14 protein-coding genes and 1 pseudogene are annotated in these 17,856 nt (G+C 68.5%); 10 read left to right on the top strand and 5 right to left on the bottom strand.

The annotated features are described in order from the left end of the window. Positions 1–93 precede the first annotated feature (93 nt). Both ABZ990_RS25235 and ABZ990_RS25230 read right to left on the bottom strand, forming a co-directional pair. A complete protein-coding gene (locus ABZ990_RS25235) occupies positions 94–618 on the bottom strand; it encodes a flavoprotein (RefSeq protein WP_361235813.1) in 525 nt (174 codons plus the stop codon). Next, complete coding sequence (locus tag ABZ990_RS25230) at positions 615–1,928, bottom strand: helix-turn-helix transcriptional regulator (RefSeq protein WP_361235823.1); 1,314 nt, start codon at positions 1,926–1,928, stop codon at positions 615–617. The genes ABZ990_RS25235 and ABZ990_RS25230 overlap by 4 nt, the downstream gene beginning before the upstream one ends. Positions 1,929–2,096: 168 nt before the next feature. On the opposite strand from ABZ990_RS25230, the gene ABZ990_RS25225 reads away from it, so the two are divergent. The 9 genes from ABZ990_RS25225 to ABZ990_RS25185 all read left to right on the top strand — a co-directional run bounded on the left by ABZ990_RS25225 (position 2,097) and on the right by ABZ990_RS25185 (position 10,749). After that, positions 2,097–2,549, top strand: a complete 453-nt coding sequence (locus tag ABZ990_RS25225) for an ATP-binding protein (protein ID WP_361235809.1) — start codon at positions 2,097–2,099, stop codon at positions 2,547–2,549. Continuing rightward, positions 2,546–3,865: a UDP-N-acetylglucosamine 1-carboxyvinyltransferase gene (locus ABZ990_RS25220; RefSeq protein ID WP_361235806.1), complete on the top strand. Its 1,320-nt coding sequence runs from the start codon at positions 2,546–2,548 to the stop codon at positions 3,863–3,865. Before ABZ990_RS25225 ends, ABZ990_RS25220 begins: the two co-directional genes overlap by 4 nt. Further along, positions 3,862–5,091: a bifunctional metallophosphatase/5'-nucleotidase gene (locus tag ABZ990_RS25215; RefSeq protein ID WP_361235803.1), complete on the top strand. Its 1,230-nt coding sequence runs from the start codon at positions 3,862–3,864 to the stop codon at positions 5,089–5,091. Before ABZ990_RS25220 ends, ABZ990_RS25215 begins: the two co-directional genes overlap by 4 nt. After that, positions 5,088–5,636: a dCTP deaminase gene (gene dcd, locus ABZ990_RS25210; RefSeq protein WP_361235801.1), complete on the top strand. Its 549-nt coding sequence runs from the start codon at positions 5,088–5,090 to the stop codon at positions 5,634–5,636. Before ABZ990_RS25215 ends, dcd begins: the two co-directional genes overlap by 4 nt. Further along, positions 5,633–6,169, top strand: a complete 537-nt coding sequence (locus tag ABZ990_RS25205) for a deoxycytidine triphosphate deaminase (RefSeq protein ID WP_361235798.1) — start codon at positions 5,633–5,635, stop codon at positions 6,167–6,169. Before dcd ends, ABZ990_RS25205 begins: the two co-directional genes overlap by 4 nt. After that, positions 6,166–7,269 (top strand): glycosyltransferase family 4 protein, encoded by a 1,104-nt coding sequence (locus ABZ990_RS25200; protein WP_361235795.1) that lies wholly within the window; start codon positions 6,166–6,168, stop codon positions 7,267–7,269. Before ABZ990_RS25205 ends, ABZ990_RS25200 begins: the two co-directional genes overlap by 4 nt. Positions 7,270–7,323: 54 nt before the next feature. Then, positions 7,324–8,361, top strand: coding sequence for a serine hydrolase domain-containing protein (locus tag ABZ990_RS25195; RefSeq protein WP_361235792.1), 1,038 nt, complete (start codon positions 7,324–7,326; stop codon positions 8,359–8,361). 128 nt (positions 8,362–8,489) lie between these two features. After that, a complete protein-coding gene (locus ABZ990_RS25190; RefSeq protein WP_361235789.1) occupies positions 8,490–8,903 on the top strand; it encodes a hypothetical protein in 414 nt (137 codons plus the stop codon). Positions 8,904–8,907: 4 nt separating this feature from the next. Further along, positions 8,908–10,749 (top strand): PQQ-binding-like beta-propeller repeat protein, encoded by a 1,842-nt coding sequence (locus tag ABZ990_RS25185; protein WP_361235786.1) that lies wholly within the window; start codon positions 8,908–8,910, stop codon positions 10,747–10,749. A 61-nt stretch (positions 10,750–10,810) separates the two neighbouring features. On the opposite strand, the gene ABZ990_RS25180 is transcribed toward ABZ990_RS25185, so the two are convergent. Then, on the bottom strand, positions 10,811–11,824 hold the full coding sequence (locus tag ABZ990_RS25180; RefSeq protein ID WP_361235783.1) for a TIGR03842 family LLM class F420-dependent oxidoreductase: 1,014 nt from the start codon (positions 11,822–11,824) through the stop codon (positions 10,811–10,813). Between the two features lie 10 nt (positions 11,825–11,834). Further along, positions 11,835–11,981 (bottom strand): annotated as a pseudogene (locus ABZ990_RS25175) (dihydropyrimidinase); the annotation flags it as partial. A gap of 970 nt (positions 11,982–12,951) precedes the next feature. On the opposite strand from ABZ990_RS25175, the gene ABZ990_RS25170 reads away from it, so the two are divergent. Beyond that, positions 12,952–17,103 (top strand): hypothetical protein, encoded by a 4,152-nt coding sequence (locus ABZ990_RS25170; RefSeq protein ID WP_361235780.1) that lies wholly within the window; start codon positions 12,952–12,954, stop codon positions 17,101–17,103. 73 nt (positions 17,104–17,176) lie between these two features. Here the strand turns inward: ABZ990_RS25170 and ABZ990_RS25165 are convergent, their stop codons facing one another. Continuing rightward, positions 17,177–17,752 (bottom strand): DUF6461 domain-containing protein, encoded by a 576-nt coding sequence (locus ABZ990_RS25165; RefSeq protein WP_361235777.1) that lies wholly within the window; start codon positions 17,750–17,752, stop codon positions 17,177–17,179. Between the last annotated feature and the right edge of the window lie 104 nt (positions 17,753–17,856).

Here is a 17,856-nt window from a genome sequence, read left to right as displayed (position 1 = left end):
GCACTCCCCACCCCGGGGGGGCGGCCCGTGTGCCCCCCGGCCCCCCCGGCCGTCTCCGCCACGCCAGGAGCGTGTACCGCCCAGGCCGCGGTCTCAGACACTCGGGGCCAGCAGATCGAGCGCTTCCGCCCAGCGGAACCGCTCCGCTCCCCCACTCGCCTTCGGCTGGTGCGGCTCGTACGACCCGACCAGGACACCCATCTCCCGCAGCTGCGTCAGACTCCGCCCGTACGCCGGATGTGCGGCCATCGCCGCGTTCACGTACGGCAGGACCGCCGTCGGAATCCCCATCCCGTACGCCTCGCACAAGATGCCCAGCGCGAGGGTGTCCGCGACACCGGCCGCCCACTTGTTGATCGTGTTGAACGTGGCCGGCGCGACGGCGATCGCATCAGCGGGCGGAAGCGGGCGCGGGTCTCCGGGGCTCCGCCAGGCGGAGCGGATCGGGTAACCGGTCCGTTCTTCGATCGCACCGGTGTCCAGGAAGCCGAGCGCCTGCGGAGTGGCCACGACACCGATGCTCCAACCCCGTTGCTGCGCCGCGGTGATGAGCTTGTGAGCGTCGCCCGCGATGCCGGCGGCGCAGACGACTACGTACAGGAACGGCTGTGCGGTCACGCGGGAACTCCCAGTAGGTGGCTGAAGTGGTGGAGTTCGGGCAGCGTACGTCGTCGGTCACGGGCGGCCATGTCGGCGACCAGGTCACGGACAGCAGGGCGGCGTACGTCCTGGGCGGCGCAGGTCTCGGCGATCCGGAGAGCCTGGTAGCTCTCGGCCAGTCGGCCCTGCTGGTTGTAGGCGCGGGCGGCCTCGACCCAGAGGGCTGCCCGCCTTTCAGGGACCGGGATGTGACGGCGCATGAGAGGGGCGGCAGCATTGAGGGCGATACCGGCGTCTCCGAAGGCGACCGAGGCGCTGACCGCGTGGAGTGCGACGTTGGTTGGACTGAAGTTGGCCCAGGCATCAGGTTGGTCGAGTGCGACGTAGCGGGCGACGTCCTTCGCCTCGTCGAGGAACTCCCGGGTGGCCGCACGGTCGCCGGCGCTGCTCGCGGCGGTCACTCCGCGCAGCAGAAGCAGTCCCACAGCGGCAAGGTAACGGGGCGGGCGCTGGTCATAGGCTCCGGCGAGCTGGTCTGCCGTATGCCGAACGAGGATGACGGCTTGGCCGGTGTGCTTCTCGCGGGTCAGGACGTGGGCGTGCACACGCACGCTGGAAGCCAGAACGACGGGGTCACCGGACCGTTCGGCCTCGGCGAGGGCACGGCCGACGGCGAGCCAGGCGTTTCCGTGGTCGCCCTGCTTGAGCAACAGGCTCGTCGCCGTCTGGTAGGCGGTGGCCAGCGGGCCGGCAGTCTCGCCGGCGTGTTGATGATCTCCGGAAGTCTCCCGGAGATCGGCGATGAGGCCGGGCAGCGTGACCTCCAGCTCCGCGTAGTCACAAGTGGAGAACAGGCGGCGTGCGGTGGCGAGCCTGTCCCGCAGGGAGTCGATGTCTCCGTTCGCCCTTGGCGGGAATGCCACGGCAGTCCGGGGTCCAGGAAGAAGCGCTCGTACGAGATCGTCGTGGGCAGCGCCGACAAGTGCGGGCCGGGCAGCCGCAGGCACGACCGGGGCCGTGAGGGAGGCAATGCTCGCGGCGAGGAGAGTGCGGCGGCGCATGTCTTCTGTCTCTGGATCGTCGGGGTGTGGTACAGCGGACGGGCCGAGGCCGCTCAAGCCGAACAGACCAGGAGGAATGCCGAGTTCGGCTGCGACGGCGCGAAGGACGCGGACGTCGTCGGTGCCGCGTCCGCTCTCCAAGCGGCTCAGCTTGGACTGGTGGTAGCCCAGAGCAGTGGCTACGTCGGTCTGTGTGCGACCGCTGCGCTGCCGGGCACGCTTGATCGTCTCGCCGATGTTCCCGGCTTCGGTCTTCACGTCTGCCATCCACGCCCTTCCATCCTCGTAGAGCATGCCTGTGCGCGCGAGCGTATGCGAGCTGTGCGGGGTCGGCATGCGACTTGTGCATACGGGATGCAGCAGATGCACAGCGCGTAGCCAACCCGACTCTTTCCACGGTTCCTTGGGATGGCTGATCCCATCTCTGGAGGTCGCGTGGAAGCACACCAGATCACCTTCACCATCCCGCCCACGCCGGTCGCCGTGACCACGGCACGTCGGCTACTACGGGACGTCGTCCAAGACTGGGCGGCAGTCGCATCGGACGCCGATGTCGTCCACGCCTCCGAGATCGTGTTCAGCGAACTCGTGACAAACGCGATCCGGTACGCCGGACACTGCCCGGTCACGGTAACCGCCCGCCTGTCCGACGCGGTCCTGCGTATGGAGATCCACGACGCCGGTCCCACGCTCCCGGCCCCTTCCCTGCCGGACCTCGGCAGCGAGGGCGGTCGCGGCCTCTTCCTGATCGACGCCCTGGCCGACCGCTTCGGGACAACGCCCTTGGCCCACGGCAAATGTTGCTGGGCCGAGTTCGACGTGCCGACCCTCTCCACGGCCAGGTCCACCGCTTCCACACCACTTCCCGTACAGAGGAGTTGCACGTGAGCACCCCTGTTCCCACCCTGTCGGCCCAGGTGATCGCGATCCGGCCCGGCCGGCCCCTCTCCGGCTCGGTGGCCGTCGATGGCTCGAAGAACGCGGCACTCCCGCTCGTCGCCGCCGCGGCCACCCTGCTCCGGCCCGTTCGCCTCGACAACGTCCCTGTCAGTTCCGATGTTCGGACGCTGCTGAGCCTGCTGCACGAAGCGGGCTGGAACACCGCTCGTCCGATCGACGACGCCCACACCGCTCTGATCCTCCCGGCCGACGCCGCCCAGCCGCTCGACGGGCTGAGCGAGCGGGCGTCCCGCATCCGGGCCTCGTACTACCTCGTCCCCGCACTCCTCGCCCTGCACGGCCGGGCGCGGCTCCCCTGGCCGGGCGGCTGCCGGATCGGAGACCGGGGCATGGAGCAACACTTCAAGGTCTACGAGAGCTTCGGCGACCGGGTGCGGGTGGATGACCACGGGTATGTCGTCGAGGCGGGCAGGCTGGTCGGCGGAACCGTGTCCCTGGCACTCCCGTTCCGTTCTCGCGGGGCCACCATCGCGGCGGTTCTCCGGGCCGTGGCCGCAAAAGTGCCGCTGCGGCTCGGCCAGCCGAACCTCTCGCCGGAGGTGCTGTGTGTTCTGACAGCCCTGACGGCGGTGGGCTACGCGTGCCGGGCCGCCGATCGTGTCCTCACCCTCGCCCCGCCGTCGTCCGAGGTCGCCGAGTCGCCGGTCTGGAGGATGCCCGGAGACAAGATCGAGGCCGGGACGCTGGCCTGCGCCGTGGCCGCGACCGGCGGCACGGCTCGGATCACGGGCGTCCACAGTCCCGACATCGCACCGCTCATCGCGGCTCTGCACCGGCTGGGCATCCCCACCTCGGAGGAGACCGAAGCCCTGACCATCCAGGGCCAGGACATCCAGCCGACTGGCCGGCCGCTGCGGGCCCTGGCCAGTCTCGCGCCCGGCAGTCTGGACGCCGACTTCGAACCGCCGCTCTTGGCGCTGGCCCTGGGCTTCCCGGGGACCCATCTTTTCTCCGACCCGATCAACCCGGGGCGCCACGGCAACCTTCTTCCGCAACTCGTCCGGCTGGGTGCCGTCATCACGGAAGTGTCCTCCACCGAGTGCCGGTTCGTCGGACCGCAGCGGCTGAGCGGCGCCGGAGTCGAGGCCACCGACATCCGCACCGGTTCCGCTCTCGCCGTCGCCGGCCTCACCGCACGCGGAGTCACCACGCTCGGCGGTGTCGATCAACTGCGCCGTGGCCACGCGGATCTCCCCGGGAAGCTCCTCTCCCTGGGAGCCGACATCTGCGAGGTCACCCCATGACCCCAGCGCGACGGCTGATCCAGCGGATCGTCGCCACCACCGACGTCCACTCGGCCTTCGACACCGCCGTCCCGATGCTCGCCTACCTGCACGCAGCACGGCAGGACGGCGCCCTCGTCGTGGACTGCGGCGACTTCTTCGAAGGCACCGGCTACTACCGGCTCGGCCGGGGCCGAATCGAAAGAGACATCCTGCTCCGGCTCTACGACGTGATCGCGCCGGGCAACCACGGCTGGCCCCACTACTTCGAGCCCGGCCTGCACCGCATCACGGTGTGCGCGAACGCCGTGGACAGCAAGACCGGCAAGCCTCTTTTCCCCACCCTGCGACTGATCCGGGTGGGGCCCCGCCGAGTCGCCGTCACCGGCATCATCAGCCCTCAGGCGTTCAACGCCATTCCGGTCGGTCAGCGGGCCGGACATCATGTCCTCGAACCGGTCGGCGCACTGCGTGAGCTGCTACTGGCCCACCACCACGAGGTCGACTCGTGGGTGGTGCTGAGCCACTCGGGGTTCGACGAAGACCTCGGGCTGGCGAAGTCCTGCCCGTTCCTCGATGTCGTCTTCGCCGGACATTGCCACAGTGACCGGCCCGCTCCGGTCCGTGTCGGCGACACCGTGATCCTCAAGGGTCGGGAGCTGGCCACCGGGTACGCGCTCGTGCAGCCCCTGGACACCAGCTGGGCCAGCCGGGTGGCCGACTTCCCGCCGGCCTCGGTTGTCCCCCAGGATCTGTATCCGTTCCGCCGCTCCTTGGCCTCCTGGCAGCAGAAGCTGCGCTTACCACTGGGAACGCTTCGGCTTCCTTACAGAAAAGGCCCTTTGGACCGTCGTGCGCTGGCCTGGGACCTCGTCGAACGTCTTCACCACGGGCCAAGCAGCCTGGGAGCCGAGGTCGTCGTACTGAACGAGACCGCATTCCGTTCCCCCCACCTCGGGACCACGCTCTCGCAAGGCGACCTCCTGGCCATCGAGCCGTTCGGCAACGACCTCGTCCACGCCCACGTCCCTGATCCCTATGTCGCGAACCCGGCCGCTCTCCTCACCCATCTCGCCGAGCGGGCCGGCCCGATCGTGTCAGCACCGTTCCCTCTGCCCGACCGCATGCCGATCGTTCTGACCACCAGCTATCTCGCCGATGCCTACGTCGGCGGCCGGATCCAGCGAACCGGGACATCCCTCAGCCAGGCAGTCCAGCGCACCCTCACCGACGGAGAGTCCCGATGATCCTCACCGGTCCCGAGATCACTCAGGCCGCCGCGGACGGCCGCATCCGCATCTCCCCGTTCGAACCGGCCCAGGTCAACCCGAACAGCTACAACGTCCGGCTCGGCGGAACCCTCCTCACGTACACCGCCGGCGCGCTGGACGCCCACCGACCGAACCCCACCGAGGCGATCGGGATCGGACCCGACGGCTTCAAGCTCCAACCGGGACAGCTCTACCTCGGGCACACCATCGAGGAAATCGGCTCCGACACCTTCGTCCCGCTCCTCTTCGGCCGCTCGTCGGTCGGCCGCCTCGGCCTCTTCGTCGAGATCACCGCGCCTATCGGAGACCTGGGCTTCCACGGTCAGTGGACCCTGATGCTCTCGCCTATCCGCCCGCTCCGTGTCTACTCCGGCATGCGAATCGGCCAGATCATGTTCTTCGTCTCGGTCGGTCCCGTGACCCTTTACTCGGGCAAGTACCAGTCCTCGGCCGGCCCGCAGCCCTCCGCCTACTGGCGCGACATCGCCACCCACGGACCCTTCGGTGCGGTGGCCTCGTGATCCTCACCGGTCCGGCCATCGCAGCCGCCCGCGCAGCCGGCGAGATCGCCATCGAGCCGTACGAGCCGAACAGGGTCTCGCCCAACGCCTACGACTGGCGGCTGGGCGACAGCCTGCGCCTCCACGACGGTTCCCTTGACGCGGCCACCCCGACCGAGTTCAGCGAGGTGGTCATACCCGAAGCCGGGTACATGCTGCTTCCCGACATCCTCTACCTCGGTACGACATACGAGCGGACCGGTTCGGAGACGTACGCCCAGCTCCTCAACGGCGACAGGACGATCGGCGCGTTGGGCATCTGGGTCCATGTCTCCGCGCCGCTGGGACATCAAGGGCACGCCATCCGCTGGACGCTGGAGATCCGGACGAGCCGACCGGTCCGCGTGTACCCGCGGATGACCTTCGGCAAGCTGGTCTTCCTCCAGACGCTCGGTGCAACGGCCAGCTACCAGCAGCACGGTCTGAAGTACCGCTTCAGCGAGGGCATCGAGACCTCCCGTCTACACGAGGAGAACCCAGGGGGCCGCACGTGAACCCCACTGTCATCACCGCCTTGGACCTGCCCTTCCCCAGCCCCGGCGGCAGCGTCGAACTCTTCCTCGATCTGTACACCGGACAGCACCCCCGACTGCCTGCCCGGGCCTTTATGCTCGCCCCGGACTCGACCGGACTGCCTCCGCTCACGCCGGCGGGGCTGCAGCTGTTGTGCGCCCCCGGCAAGTCCCTGACCGGATACGCGTACCACCGCTACGTCACCCTGCTGCGGCGCGCCCTCACCGAAGCCGTCGACCCGAGCGATGCCGGAGTGCTCCATCTTCAGCACCTCGCCTTCGGCGCCACGCCGGCCCTGATCCGCGCGTTCCCGAACCGCCCGCGCATCGCGCTCGTCCATGGAACCGATCTGCTGTTCGCGGAGGCCCACCCGCAGCAGCTCACCGTTCTGCGCCAAGCGGCCCGGGCGGCGGACACCATCGTGGTGCCCACGGGCGCCATGGCCGACCGGCTGCTCCGGCTCGCTCCCGACACGAGGCGCCGCAAGATCGAGAAGATCCCCTGGGGCATACCGGACCACCTCCTCTCCGCCCCGCTGCCTCGCTCCCCGAGCCGGTCTTCGAGCCATCTCCGGATCCTGTACGCGGGCCGTCTCACCCCCGAGAAGGGATTCGAGAACCTGCTGGCAGCCCTCCCCTTCACCCGGTCCGCCGAACTCTCCATCGCGACACCCCGGGCCGAGTTCCACGCGCTCCGCCCACGTCTCCATCAGCTCGGAGCGCACGTGCGCTACCTGGGCTGGCTGCGGCGCCCGCAGTTATGGAAGACGTTCGCCGACCACGATGTCCTCGTCATGCCCTCCACGACGCTGGAGGCCATGGGCCTCGTCGCCCTCGAAGCCCAGGCATGCGGTCTGCCCGTCCTCCACCAACCCGTTCCCGGCCTCAGCGAAGCCCTCGGAGGAACCGGTCTGGCCACCGACTTCACCGACCCTCGTGTCGTCGCCTCCGACCTGGAACGTCTCCGCACGAGCCCCGCGCTCCTCCGTTCCCTCCGTGCGGCCGGCCTCGCCAACGCGGCCCGATTCCCGCTGAGCGCCACCGCCACAACGCTCGCCGAGCTGGGCAGGCGACTGGCGTGATCACCCGTGGCGTACCTGTCCAGGCCCGTGCCATCTCACTACGATCGGAGCACCATGACGCTCGACATCCCGCGCATTGAACAGCTCCTCCAGGACGGCGTCCGCGACCGGGTGTACCCGGGGGCCGTCTGGGCCGTGGGCAACGCAGACGGCACGGCCGCGAGCGGAACCGTCGGCCTTCTCGACCCGACCGTCCCCGGCGAGCCGATGCGGCTCGACACCCTCTTCGACATCGCCAGTCTCACCAAGATCGTCGCCGTGTGGGCCGTCATCGGCACCCTCATCGAAGAGGGCAAACTCCAACTGCACACCCCGCTGGGCGCCTTCTGGCCCGAGGTCACCGGCCACCCGCTCGCTCAGGTCACCGCCCGCGAGCTCCTGACCCACACAGCCGGCCTGCCTCTCCGCGCCAACCTCAAGGGCCTCTACGGCACCGACCCCCAGGACATCCGCGACGGCGTCCTGTGCGAGGCTCTCCACCGCGCCCCGAGCGAGGCCGTCGAGTACACCGACCGCGCCGCCCTCATCCTCGGCTACCTCGCCGAACACCTCACCGGCCGGCCCCTCGACACCCTGGCGACCAGCCGCATCTGGGAGCCGCTGGGCATGGCGGAGACCCGCTTTGGCCTCTTGCCCGCGGACATGGCCGCCCGCTGCGCCCCCACCGAACTCGACAAGGAAACCAGTACCCATCTCAAGGGCACCGCCCACGACTTCTCCGCCCGCCTCCTCGGCGGCACCTGCGGCATCGCCGGCGCCTTCTCCACCCTGCCGGACCTCGCTCGCTTCCTCCGCCACATGCTCGCCCCCACAGAGCCGACCTTCGGCCGGTCCTGGATCGCCGACTCCCTCCGCATCCGCACCGGCGAACTCACCCCCGCCCGCGGCCTCTTCTGGCACCCGGCCCCGGACACTGACCTCAGGGAGGAAGTCTGGGTCCACTACGGCTTCACTGGCACCGCCATGTGGATCAGCCCAAGGCAGCAGCGCTGGGCCGTACTCCTCACCAACAAGCTCTACTTCACCCGCGATCGTGTACAGCTCACCGGCGCACGCGACGCGTTCCGCCTGCTGACCTTCGGACGCCCCTGACCCTCCCGGGACGGTGCGCCCGCGACGCCTCAATCCCGGTTGTCGCCTCAGTGCCTAACAGTCTGCTCAGCCCAGCCATATTTCTCCGTAATATGTCGTGCGCACAGTACAGAAAATGGAGTGGGGCTATGCACAAGACCATACGGCTGGAACTTCTGGGCCTTGCCGAACCAGATCATGACGAACTGCTGCGCCTTGGTGGCCAATTGCGCCGGGCTCTCGAGGATCTGGACGTAGCAGACGTACGATCGGGGCGTTCGGCGGGAGAATGTGCGAGCGGAGCCAAGAGTGGCGAGACGATCGCTGTCGGGTCAGTTGTCGTCACGGCCGCGTCCTTTGTCCTGCGCCAGGCTCTCCTCGTCACCGACACTTGGCTGAAGAACCGCCCTGTGCACGGCATCAAGGTGGAGCTGGAAGGCCGGGTGATCGAGTTGGGCAACGCCTCGGTTACTGAGCGAGAACGTTTGATCGATGCGTTCCTCGCTCACCGCGAGACCCCGGCCGATCAGCCTCCTGAAGACCGCTCCACAGATCTGGCCTGACTATATGGCGATCCAATCTTTCAGCAAAGGAAATCGCGGAGCCCTGCTCATCGGGACGGGGATATACGACCATCCTGAGCTGCCGGCGCTCCGTTCACCTGAGGTGGACTGCACTGGCCTGGACACGCTCCTGCGCGACCCCGAGATCGGAGGATTCGAGGTCCAGACACTCATCAATGCCGACCGCTCCACGCTGGAGCGGGCGATTGGCGAGTTCTTCCTCACTGCTTCGGGTGACGACGTTCGCCTCCTGTATCTCTCCTGCCACGGCGTGTTGAGCCGGAGAGACAAGCTCCACTTCGCCCTCCGCCAAACGGATCCCGAGCGACCTTCTTATACGGCAATCTCTGCGGCATTCATCCACGAAGTCATGGAGGAATGCCTCGCTCGAAGCATCATCGTGATCCTCGACTGCTGCTACAGCGGCTCCTTCCTCCCAGGAGCGAAAGGTGACGGATCGGCCGAATTCGCGGAGGCGTTGGCCGGTCACGGCCGCGTCGTCATCACTGCCGGTACCAGGTGGCAAAGAGCCTGGGAAGGTCACCACCCCGATGCGGAGACGCCCGCGCCATCCCTCTTCACAGGGATGCTCATCGAAGGCGCGTCCAGCGGTGCAGCGGATCTCAACGGCGACGGCTTCATCACCCTCCAGGAGCTCTTCCGGTACGCCTCCGAGCGCCTTCACCAGGAGGGGGCCACACAAACCCCTCGTATGGGTGGCGAGATGCAGTACGACATCGCCATCGCCAAGGTGCGGAAGAAGCGGAAGCAGCGATCTCCACGTAAAGACCGTGCGGACATCCAGGGTCGTAAAACCGCTGGACCTCGAGCACGGGACAAGCCCGAGCCCTGGCAGATCCGTGCTGCCTCCGGCCCCGCTCGACAGCCCATTCTGTCCGATGGCTTGCTGATGGTTCAGGAGGCGTACAGGCTGCACGTAATCGACCTCGAGGGTCGACAGCGGTTTCCCCTGACCCAGATGTGGTACCCCGGAAAGCCCGCCCTTCACGGGGGCACCGCCTACTTCCCTGGCAAAGGCGGCCCACTTCAAGCAGTCGACCTACGAACCGGAAAGCCCCTTACATCCCATCCAGCTCTGGTCCGCGACGGACTGCTGGGCATCTCGAAGGATGCGCTGTACGCACCCACTCAGGACGGCAGCTTGCACGCCCTCGACCTGTCGACTCTCAGGCCCCTCTGGTCACTTCCCGCCCATGGGCTCGCCGCTGCCTCCGCTCCCCGGGCAGCCGCCGGATACGTACTGTTCATGGCCAGGGAATCTCAGCGTCCAGGCGATACGGCAGGTACTGGCGCGAATCGCATTGTGGCACTCTCCGAGGGACGCGAGGCCTGGTCTTACAAGACAGAGGCTTCTTTTTCCCTGGACTGGGAGGTCACGGACCAGGGCGTATACGCGGTCGTGCAGCAGGATGGACCATCCGAACCTCCGAGAATCGTGGCGGTTAATCCTGAGAACGGACAAACTATTTGGACGTTCGATGCCGAAAAGCCCCTTGCTTCGGCTCCGGTCGCAGCAAGTGGGGCACTGGTCTTCGGCTACACGGACAGACGGCTCGTGGCCCTCGACGCGAGGACCGGAGTCCCTCTGTGGAGCAAGGAGAAGAAGACCGAGGGCCGCCTTCTTCTCAAACCACTCGTCGTTGACGACGCCGTCTTCACGGCCGACCGTGCCGCGAAGTTGGTCAGATGGGATCTCCGGACAGGCCGAAGGGTCCGGTCTCAAGATCTTCTTGTGAGTCGGGATCCGCAAGGCTCACCCGCGTTCAGCAGTGGCGTCTTGTACGCCACCGACTCCCAAGGTGACGTACACGCGGTGCCTATGTGAGTTCGCCGGGGCGCTCCGTCATACGAAGACGGCGCCCCGGAGTCCCGGCCTTCACCAGTCGTCAGCGGAAGGCCGGGATGACCTCCGTCCCGTAGGCGTCGATCGTGCCCTCGCGGTCGTCGTGCATGGCGTAGAGGGCGAACTGGTCCACGCCGAGCTCGCGCAGTCGCCGCAGCTTCTCGACGTGTGCGCCCGCCGGGCCGAGGAGGCAGAAGCGGTCGACGATCTCGTCCGGGACGAACTCGGTGTCGGGGTTCCCGGTGCGGCCGTGGTGGCTGTAGTCGTAGCCGTGGCGGTTCTTGATGTACTCGGTCAGCTCGTCCGGGACCATGCCGGAGTGCTCGCCGTACCGGGCGACCAGGTCGGCGACGTGGTTGCCGACCATGCCGCCGAACCAGCGGCACTGCTCGCGGGCGTGGGCCAGGGCCTCGGGCGAGTCGTCGGCGGTGACGTACGCCGGGGCGGCCACGCAGATGGCGACCGAGGCCGGGTCGCGGCCGGCGTCGGCGGCGGCCTGCCGGACCGCCTTGACCATCCACTCGGTCAGGAACGGGTCGGCGAGCTGGAGGATGAACCCGTCGGCCTTCTGTCCGGCAAGCGCGAGCGCCTTCGGCCCGTACGCCGCCATCCACATCGGCAGCTTGCCGTCCTTGACCCACGGCAGGCGGATCGGGTTGCCGTCCACCTCCGCCTCCCGCCCCTCGGCGAGGTCGCGGATGACGTCCATGGCCTCGCCGAGCCGCGCCAGGGTGTTCGGCTTGCGGCCGGCTACGCGCATCGCGGAGTCGCCGCGGCCGATGCCGCAGACGGTCCGGTTGCCGAACATGTCGTTGAGCGTGGCGAAGGTGGAGGCGGTGACCTCCCAGGTACGGGTGCCCGGGTTGGTCACCATGGGGCCCACGTGGAGCTTGGTGGTGTGCTCCAGGATCCGGCTGTAGATGACGAACGGTTCCTGCCACAGCACGGCGGAGTCGAAGGTCCAGCCGTAGCGGAAGCCGTTGCGTTCCGCGCGGCGCATCAGGCCGACGACCTGCGAGGCGGGCGGGTCGGTCTGCAGGACGAGTCCGAAGTCCACGGGGCGGCTCCTAGTCGAGGTACTGGCAGGTGGAGCGGGGGACGAAACCGCCGTGGCCGGGCCGGCCCAGGTAAGTCCGCCGCTCGATGACGGGTTCGCCGCGCGAGAGGACGGTCTCCACCCGGCCGGTGACCGTCTTCCCCTCGTACGCCGAGTAGAGCTTTCCACATGCGGCCATGCCGAACCTCGTACAACGACGCCTCGAACGCGAGTCGCGGGGGCACAATCCTGGACTTCTTCTTCGGGATTGGGAAGAGCGCCTCGATCTTCTTCCCTTGCGTGCCGGTGAGGGGCAGGGCAGCGAGCCGTCCACTCCTCTCGAACCAGGTCTCGAACGGGCACCCGGCACTCCGCCCAGAACCCGGCGCCGCGCTCGTGACTCGACCCTCGATACCGAGAAAACCAAAAAATCTGAAAAGGTCGAGAAAAGCCGAGAAGGTCTCGCTTCCCCTCCGCGGAAACGCCGTCGCGTCGCGTACGAGCCCGGAGCGGCCAGGACCCCCCGGTCCGGCGAAACCCCCGCCGGCACGCCGACTGAGGCGCACCGGCACCGACCGCCGATGCCAAGGGGGCGAAGGGCACGGCGCGGACCCGGACCCGCTCCCGCCCTCCGCGCGCTTCCCCCGCAGCCGGGACCAGCCCCGCGAGGGCCGCGCAGGAATTTGGCAAATTTGAGGGCTTGCGAAAAATGAAACCTTGACTCGCCACGACCCCGTGGGCAGAGTGATCGCCGCAAAACTTCATGTGCCGTATGAAATTAAGTCATCCGGCTGCGATACCAAGCATCCGGAGAGAATTTCGGAGCTCCCTCTGACGAACAGAGGGAGCTTTCGGCTGTCCGGAGAATTCCACCGAAAGGGACATCGATGCGCCATCGCCTGTCCAGACCCCGGGCGTCATGGTCGGCTCTCGCAGCCGCCGCGATGCTGAGCGGAGTCTTGTCGACCGCTCCCGCCGGAGCCGCACCACCGAAATCGCCCCAGGCCACGAGTTCCCCCGCGCCGGCCGCCTCTCGTCACCCTGCTTCCATACCCGAGGCCGAACGGCCCGCGCTGCTGGGCAAGGGGTGGCAGTCCTCTCAGGACACCGCCTGGACGACCAGCGGCGACGCGGATGGCTTTCACCTGTTGACAGCGGCCGGTTCGGCCGGATACGCGTGGAAGAACCTGGCCACCCTCGCCGAGCCCGGCATCGAGGCCGACTCCTGGATCGGCAACGCGTGTGTGACCGGCACCGGCCGGTACGCGGTCGTCGTCTACGCGCCCCGCACGTTCACCAACAAGGCCGAGCTGATGGCGCGCGGCGGCTTCACCGCCGTGGTCGATCTGGCCTCCGGCTCCGTCCGCAAACTGCCCGTCCTCACGTCGCTGTCGTACTACAACCCGGGCTGCGGCGCCGGTGACACCGCCGCGCTCACCCAGTCCGGCACCGACGAGCGTCCCGGCACCCGCCTGTTACGCCTGGACGCTCGCACCGGCCGCACCCAGGCTCCTGTCCTCGTCGAGGGGCAGGTCACCTCCGCTGTGCCCGGACCGGCCGAGACCACCCTGGCCGCCCGCGGTGCCCAGATCGTCTCCCTGGACGCGAAGGGCCACTCCACCACGGTGGCGCGCACCGATGGCGTCCCCTTCCGGCTCGCCCCGGACACGCACGGCGGTCTGCTCTGGCTCGACCATCACGGTCGGAACGCCACCGCCCGCCACCTCGGCACCGATGCGCTGACCCGCCCTGACGCGGCGAAAGCCCGGCCGGCCACCATCGCGACGGGGCCGCTGACCGGTCTCGGAGTCACCCGTAGCAACACCGGCGTGTACGTGACCGGCCCGAGCAAGGCATCGGGCGGTGCCATCCCGGCCGGCGTGGGCCGTCTCCCGGCCGTCGGCAAGGACGCCCAGGCATCGACCCTCGGCATGACGCTCGTCTCCCCTCCGCGGTGGGCCGACGGCAAGGGCACTTTGCTGCAGCCGGGAGAGTCCGGTACGGCTCGGCCCGTCGACCTCGATCTCACCGTGCGCGCCTCCGGTCGGCGCGCCACGCTGCGGGCCGTCACCGCGACGGTGTCCTCCCCGCACGCGGCCCAGGGACGCGACCCCTCCCCCGGCCTGGTCGGCTCCGCGCCCAAGGCCGCGCCCAAGGCCGACGGCAAGAGGGCTTCGGCGACCGCGTTCTCGAGCTCTCCGACCAATCCGGTCGAGGACGAACGAACCTGCTCGGTGCCGCGCAACGACCCGGGCAACCAGGCGATGCAGCCCAAGCCTCGGCAAGTGGAGTGGGCCGTCGACCAGGCGGTCCAGGGATATCTCAACACCCACATCTCCCGGCCCGCCAACTGGAAGAACCTCGGCATGCCGGCCTACTCGCCGCAGAGCCTCTTCTTGAATCCCGCCCTGGAGGGCGGCGGCCGGGCCATGGCCCAGGTCATGCTCGGCGTGGCCACCCAGGAGTCGAACATGTGGCAGGCCGGCCGGATGGCCGTGCCGGGCGTCACGGCCAACCCGCTCATCGGCAACTTCTACGGCATCAACCTCTACGACGCCGACACGTCCAACGACTGGGACATCGACTTCGCCAAGGCCGACTGCGGTTACGGCATCACCCAGGCCACCGACCACATGCGCCTGGCCGGCCGCGAGGACGGGCACGGCGGCCCCGCCTGGGACTACCAGAAGCAGCGGGCCGTAGCCCTCGACTACACCGCCAACATCGCCGCCGGACTGCAGATCCTGGTCTCCAAGTGGAACGAGACACGCGCCGCCGGCATGATCGCCAACCACGGCACCACCGGCCGGCCCGAGAACTGGTACTTCGCCGTGTGGGCGTACAACTCGGGCTTCCATCCCGACCAGGGCGACGGTTCCCCCTGGGGGCTGGGCTGGGCCAACAACCCGGCCAACCCCGAATGGGACGCCGGGCGGCTGCCGTTCATGGAGAACGCCGCCGGCGACGAGGACGCGAGCGCCGCCGCCCGCCCGCAGAACTGGCCCTACCAGGAGAAGGTCCTGGGCTTCGCCGCGCACCCGCCGTCCTTCGTCGAGTCGCCCGGCGTGATGGTGCCCGCCTTCCGGCCCGCCACGTGGAACGGTACGAACGACAGCGTGTCCACGAAGGGCAGCGCCCGCTACAACCGATCGCGCCTCAAAGCACCCGAGGACGCGTTCTGCGAACCCACCTCCAACGACTGCTTCCCGGGGCGGATCTCCGACGACGCCACCAACGACAACGGCTCCACGGGTCCCTGCGGGCGCGAGGACTTGATGTGCTGGTGGCACGAGCCCGTCACCTGGAAGACCGACTGCGTGGACACGTGCGGCTACGAGTTCCTGCGGTTCTCCACCAGCATGGGTGAGGAGCCCGACGGCACCGCCTATCCGCCGGCCTGCGGCAACAGCGGTCTGCCCGCCAATGCGGTGATCGTGGACGACGTCCCCACGAACGTTCCGTCCATCCGTCCCGACTGCCCCAAGTACTGGGACAGCGCGGGAACGTTCACGCTCAACTACTCGAACAACGGCACCGAGACCGTGTACCCGGGCAAGGTGGACACGCACCAGCTGGGCGCCGGGTTCGGCGGCCACTTCTACTTCACCCACACCCGCCAGAACGACGCCAAGGGCCAACGCCTGAAGGTCGTCGGCAAGTGGAAGCCCGACGTGGCCCTCGGGGGCCAGGCCAAGATCATGGTCCATCTGCCGGATCACGGAGCCCAGACCACGCAGGCCCGCTACGAGATCGACACGGTGCGCGGCACCGAGACGCGCGTCATCTCGCAGGCCGGGAACAGCAACCGCTGGGTGTCACTCGGGGTGTTCCGCCTGGGCAGCTCGCCCGAGGTCCGGCTGTCGTCCATCACCGACGACGGGACCGGCGACGAGGACATCGCGTTCGACGCCGTGGCCTTCATCCCCGGCACCTACGACGTGCCCGGAGCGGTGCCCGACATCCGCCTGCCCGAGGCGAACCCCAATGCTCCGGAGCCCGCCGACGAGGAGCCGATCACCACCCTGCCCGGTGGACCGTTCGGTCAACTGGCGCCCTTGGCACCCCAGGGGAAGTCGGCCGCGCCCGCGGCCGGAATCGCGAAGAGCTGCACCCCGGTCAAGGGGAAGAAGAACACCGAGATCTGCATCGGTCCCGCCGCCTCTCCCCCCAAGGGAGCCCTCGCCCAGTCTCGGGCCGGGGCCGCCGCGGCCGCGACCGCGTTCTGCTCCTCCAGCTCCGCCAACCGCTTCTTCACCCGGACCACGGGGTGCATGCAGAGCCCCGTCGATGTTCAGCAGTTCGTCAATGGTCAGCTCTTCGCCACGTGGACGTTCCTGTACCGGCATGAGATCGATCTGAATGTGGACAGTGAGAAGTTCACCCAGACCATCTCGCTCACTCCGTACGTCACCGATCCGAAGATGCTGGCCGTCAGTGTCGACATCACCCCCTCCTGCAGCCCCAACTGCACCACCGGAGCGGTCGGTTGGTCGTCGCCCAATCTGTGGGCCACCGCAGCCGACACCCACACGGCGACGGCCACCGTGGAACAGACCTGGACCGGAACGTCCGGCAACGACCGGATGAAGCTCGACTGGACGCTCTCGGGGAAGATCGAGGGCAAGTCGACGTCGACAGCCAGCTACTCGTCCAACGAGATGGCCGTACGGTGCGACCGTGAGGCCAAGGGCACGCGAACGGCCCCCGGCTGCGTCTTCCCCGAGTACACGCCCACCTATGTCGTGAACTCGGAAGCGAACCCGTCCGCCGCCGCCTTCTACTGGACGCTCATGCAGAGGCTGCCGTCCCACCCGGGGAGCCGGGCCCACGACGCTCCGCTGAACTACCTCGCGAGCGCGGCGCGACAGACCGCCAACCGAGGCGTCATCTGTCCGAAGTCCGGCCCCGACCGATGGGTCGGCAACCCTGTTTCGGCCCCGCCCGGGACGACGTCGAGCTGCGACGAGTACCCCTTCGCCGCGACCTACCAGAGCGGCGGCATGCCCCCGCAGGCGGTGGACAACGGCAAGCAGTGCACGCAGCTCTACGCCGCACCGCTCACCGGGGGCGGCTGGACCCTGCTGGAGGACACCACCTACAGCCGGGTCAACACCTGGAACGAGATCTGCGGCCGGGCCAGCATTCCCGGCGACGAGAACTCCGGAGCGGCCAACCGCATCGGACTGTTCTTCGTCCCCAAGAACCGCATGCTCGACAAGGACAAGTTCTTCGTCAGCACGCCCGGGTTCGAAGAGTGCACGGATCTCACCAAGATCTGCTGGGTGCGTACCCGTAGTTAGTACGGCCCGGGACTGAAGAAGGCGGGGTGGAGCGGATCGACTGCTCCACCCCGCTTCCCTGCACGGCCGGCCGTCACGGGAGGAGCACAGCGGCGAGCGCGCCGTGCTCCAACTCCGCCCGGGGCAGGGACAGTCCGAAGGCGCGCTCCGCGAACCGGAGCATCCACAGCTCTTCACCCGCCTCCCCCAGGACGGGCGAGCCGTCCGCCTCGAAGAAGTCCGCGTCGACCGCGAAGGGTGCCAGCCGCTCGGCCCTGGAGAAATCCACGTCCGTGGCCGGCACACCCGGCTCGAAGTCGGCCACCACCAGACCGTCCACGGCATGCAGGAAACGCGTCATCCCGATACCGCTGTTGACCAGCACGACCGCCTCGGTGCCCCTGGACACCTCGGCCAGCACACCGGCTTCGGCCCCCTGGTCGCTCCAGTGCTCCAGGGAGAAGACCCATCCCCGACTCGCGCCGAGGAGGGAGACCGGCCCCTCGTTCATCGCCAGCGAGAAGGCCTCCTGGCCCGTCACGCCGGGCTTCACGGCAGCGGGGTCCGCGCCCAGCCGCCGCACCAGCTCGGGGACCGTGAGATCCCGTACGAGCGCCAGGCAGTACGTCTCGAACACGTCCGGGATCCACTGCATTCCGTCGTCGGTCATCCGCCATCTCCACCCTGGGGCCACCCGTGCACGTGCGCCGTGACCCTATCGGACAACCGCACGCACACGTGCGCGAAATGACGTCCCCGAGGCCGACCGACCCG

Origin of the sequence: Streptomyces sp. NPDC046203 (genome assembly GCF_040646255.1) — a bacterium.
In the GTDB taxonomy this organism is placed as follows: domain Bacteria; phylum Actinomycetota; class Actinomycetes; order Streptomycetales; family Streptomycetaceae; genus Streptomyces.
The sequence above is the reverse complement of the archived record's forward strand: the minus strand, read 5'-3'. Positions and strand labels throughout refer to the sequence as shown.

Bases quoted from the DNA above. Each gene is read 5' to 3' on its own strand.
- ABZ990_RS25165 (WP_361235777.1), bottom strand. From the start codon at position 17,752: ATGACCGACGACGGAATGCAGTGGATCCCGGACGTGTTCGAGACGTAC.
- dcd (WP_361235801.1), top strand. From the start codon at position 5,088: ATGATCCTCACCGGTCCCGAGATCACTCAGGCCGCCGCGGACGGCCGC.
- ABZ990_RS25215 (WP_361235803.1), top strand. From the start codon at position 3,862: ATGACCCCAGCGCGACGGCTGATCCAGCGGATCGTCGCCACCACCGAC.
- ABZ990_RS25190 (WP_361235789.1), top strand. From the start codon at position 8,490: ATGCACAAGACCATACGGCTGGAACTTCTGGGCCTTGCCGAACCAGAT.
- ABZ990_RS25230 (WP_361235823.1), bottom strand. From the start codon at position 1,928: ATGGCAGACGTGAAGACCGAAGCCGGGAACATCGGCGAGACGATCAAG.
- ABZ990_RS25185 (WP_361235786.1), top strand. From the start codon at position 8,908: ATGGCGATCCAATCTTTCAGCAAAGGAAATCGCGGAGCCCTGCTCATC.
- ABZ990_RS25195 (WP_361235792.1), top strand. From the start codon at position 7,324: ATGACGCTCGACATCCCGCGCATTGAACAGCTCCTCCAGGACGGCGTC.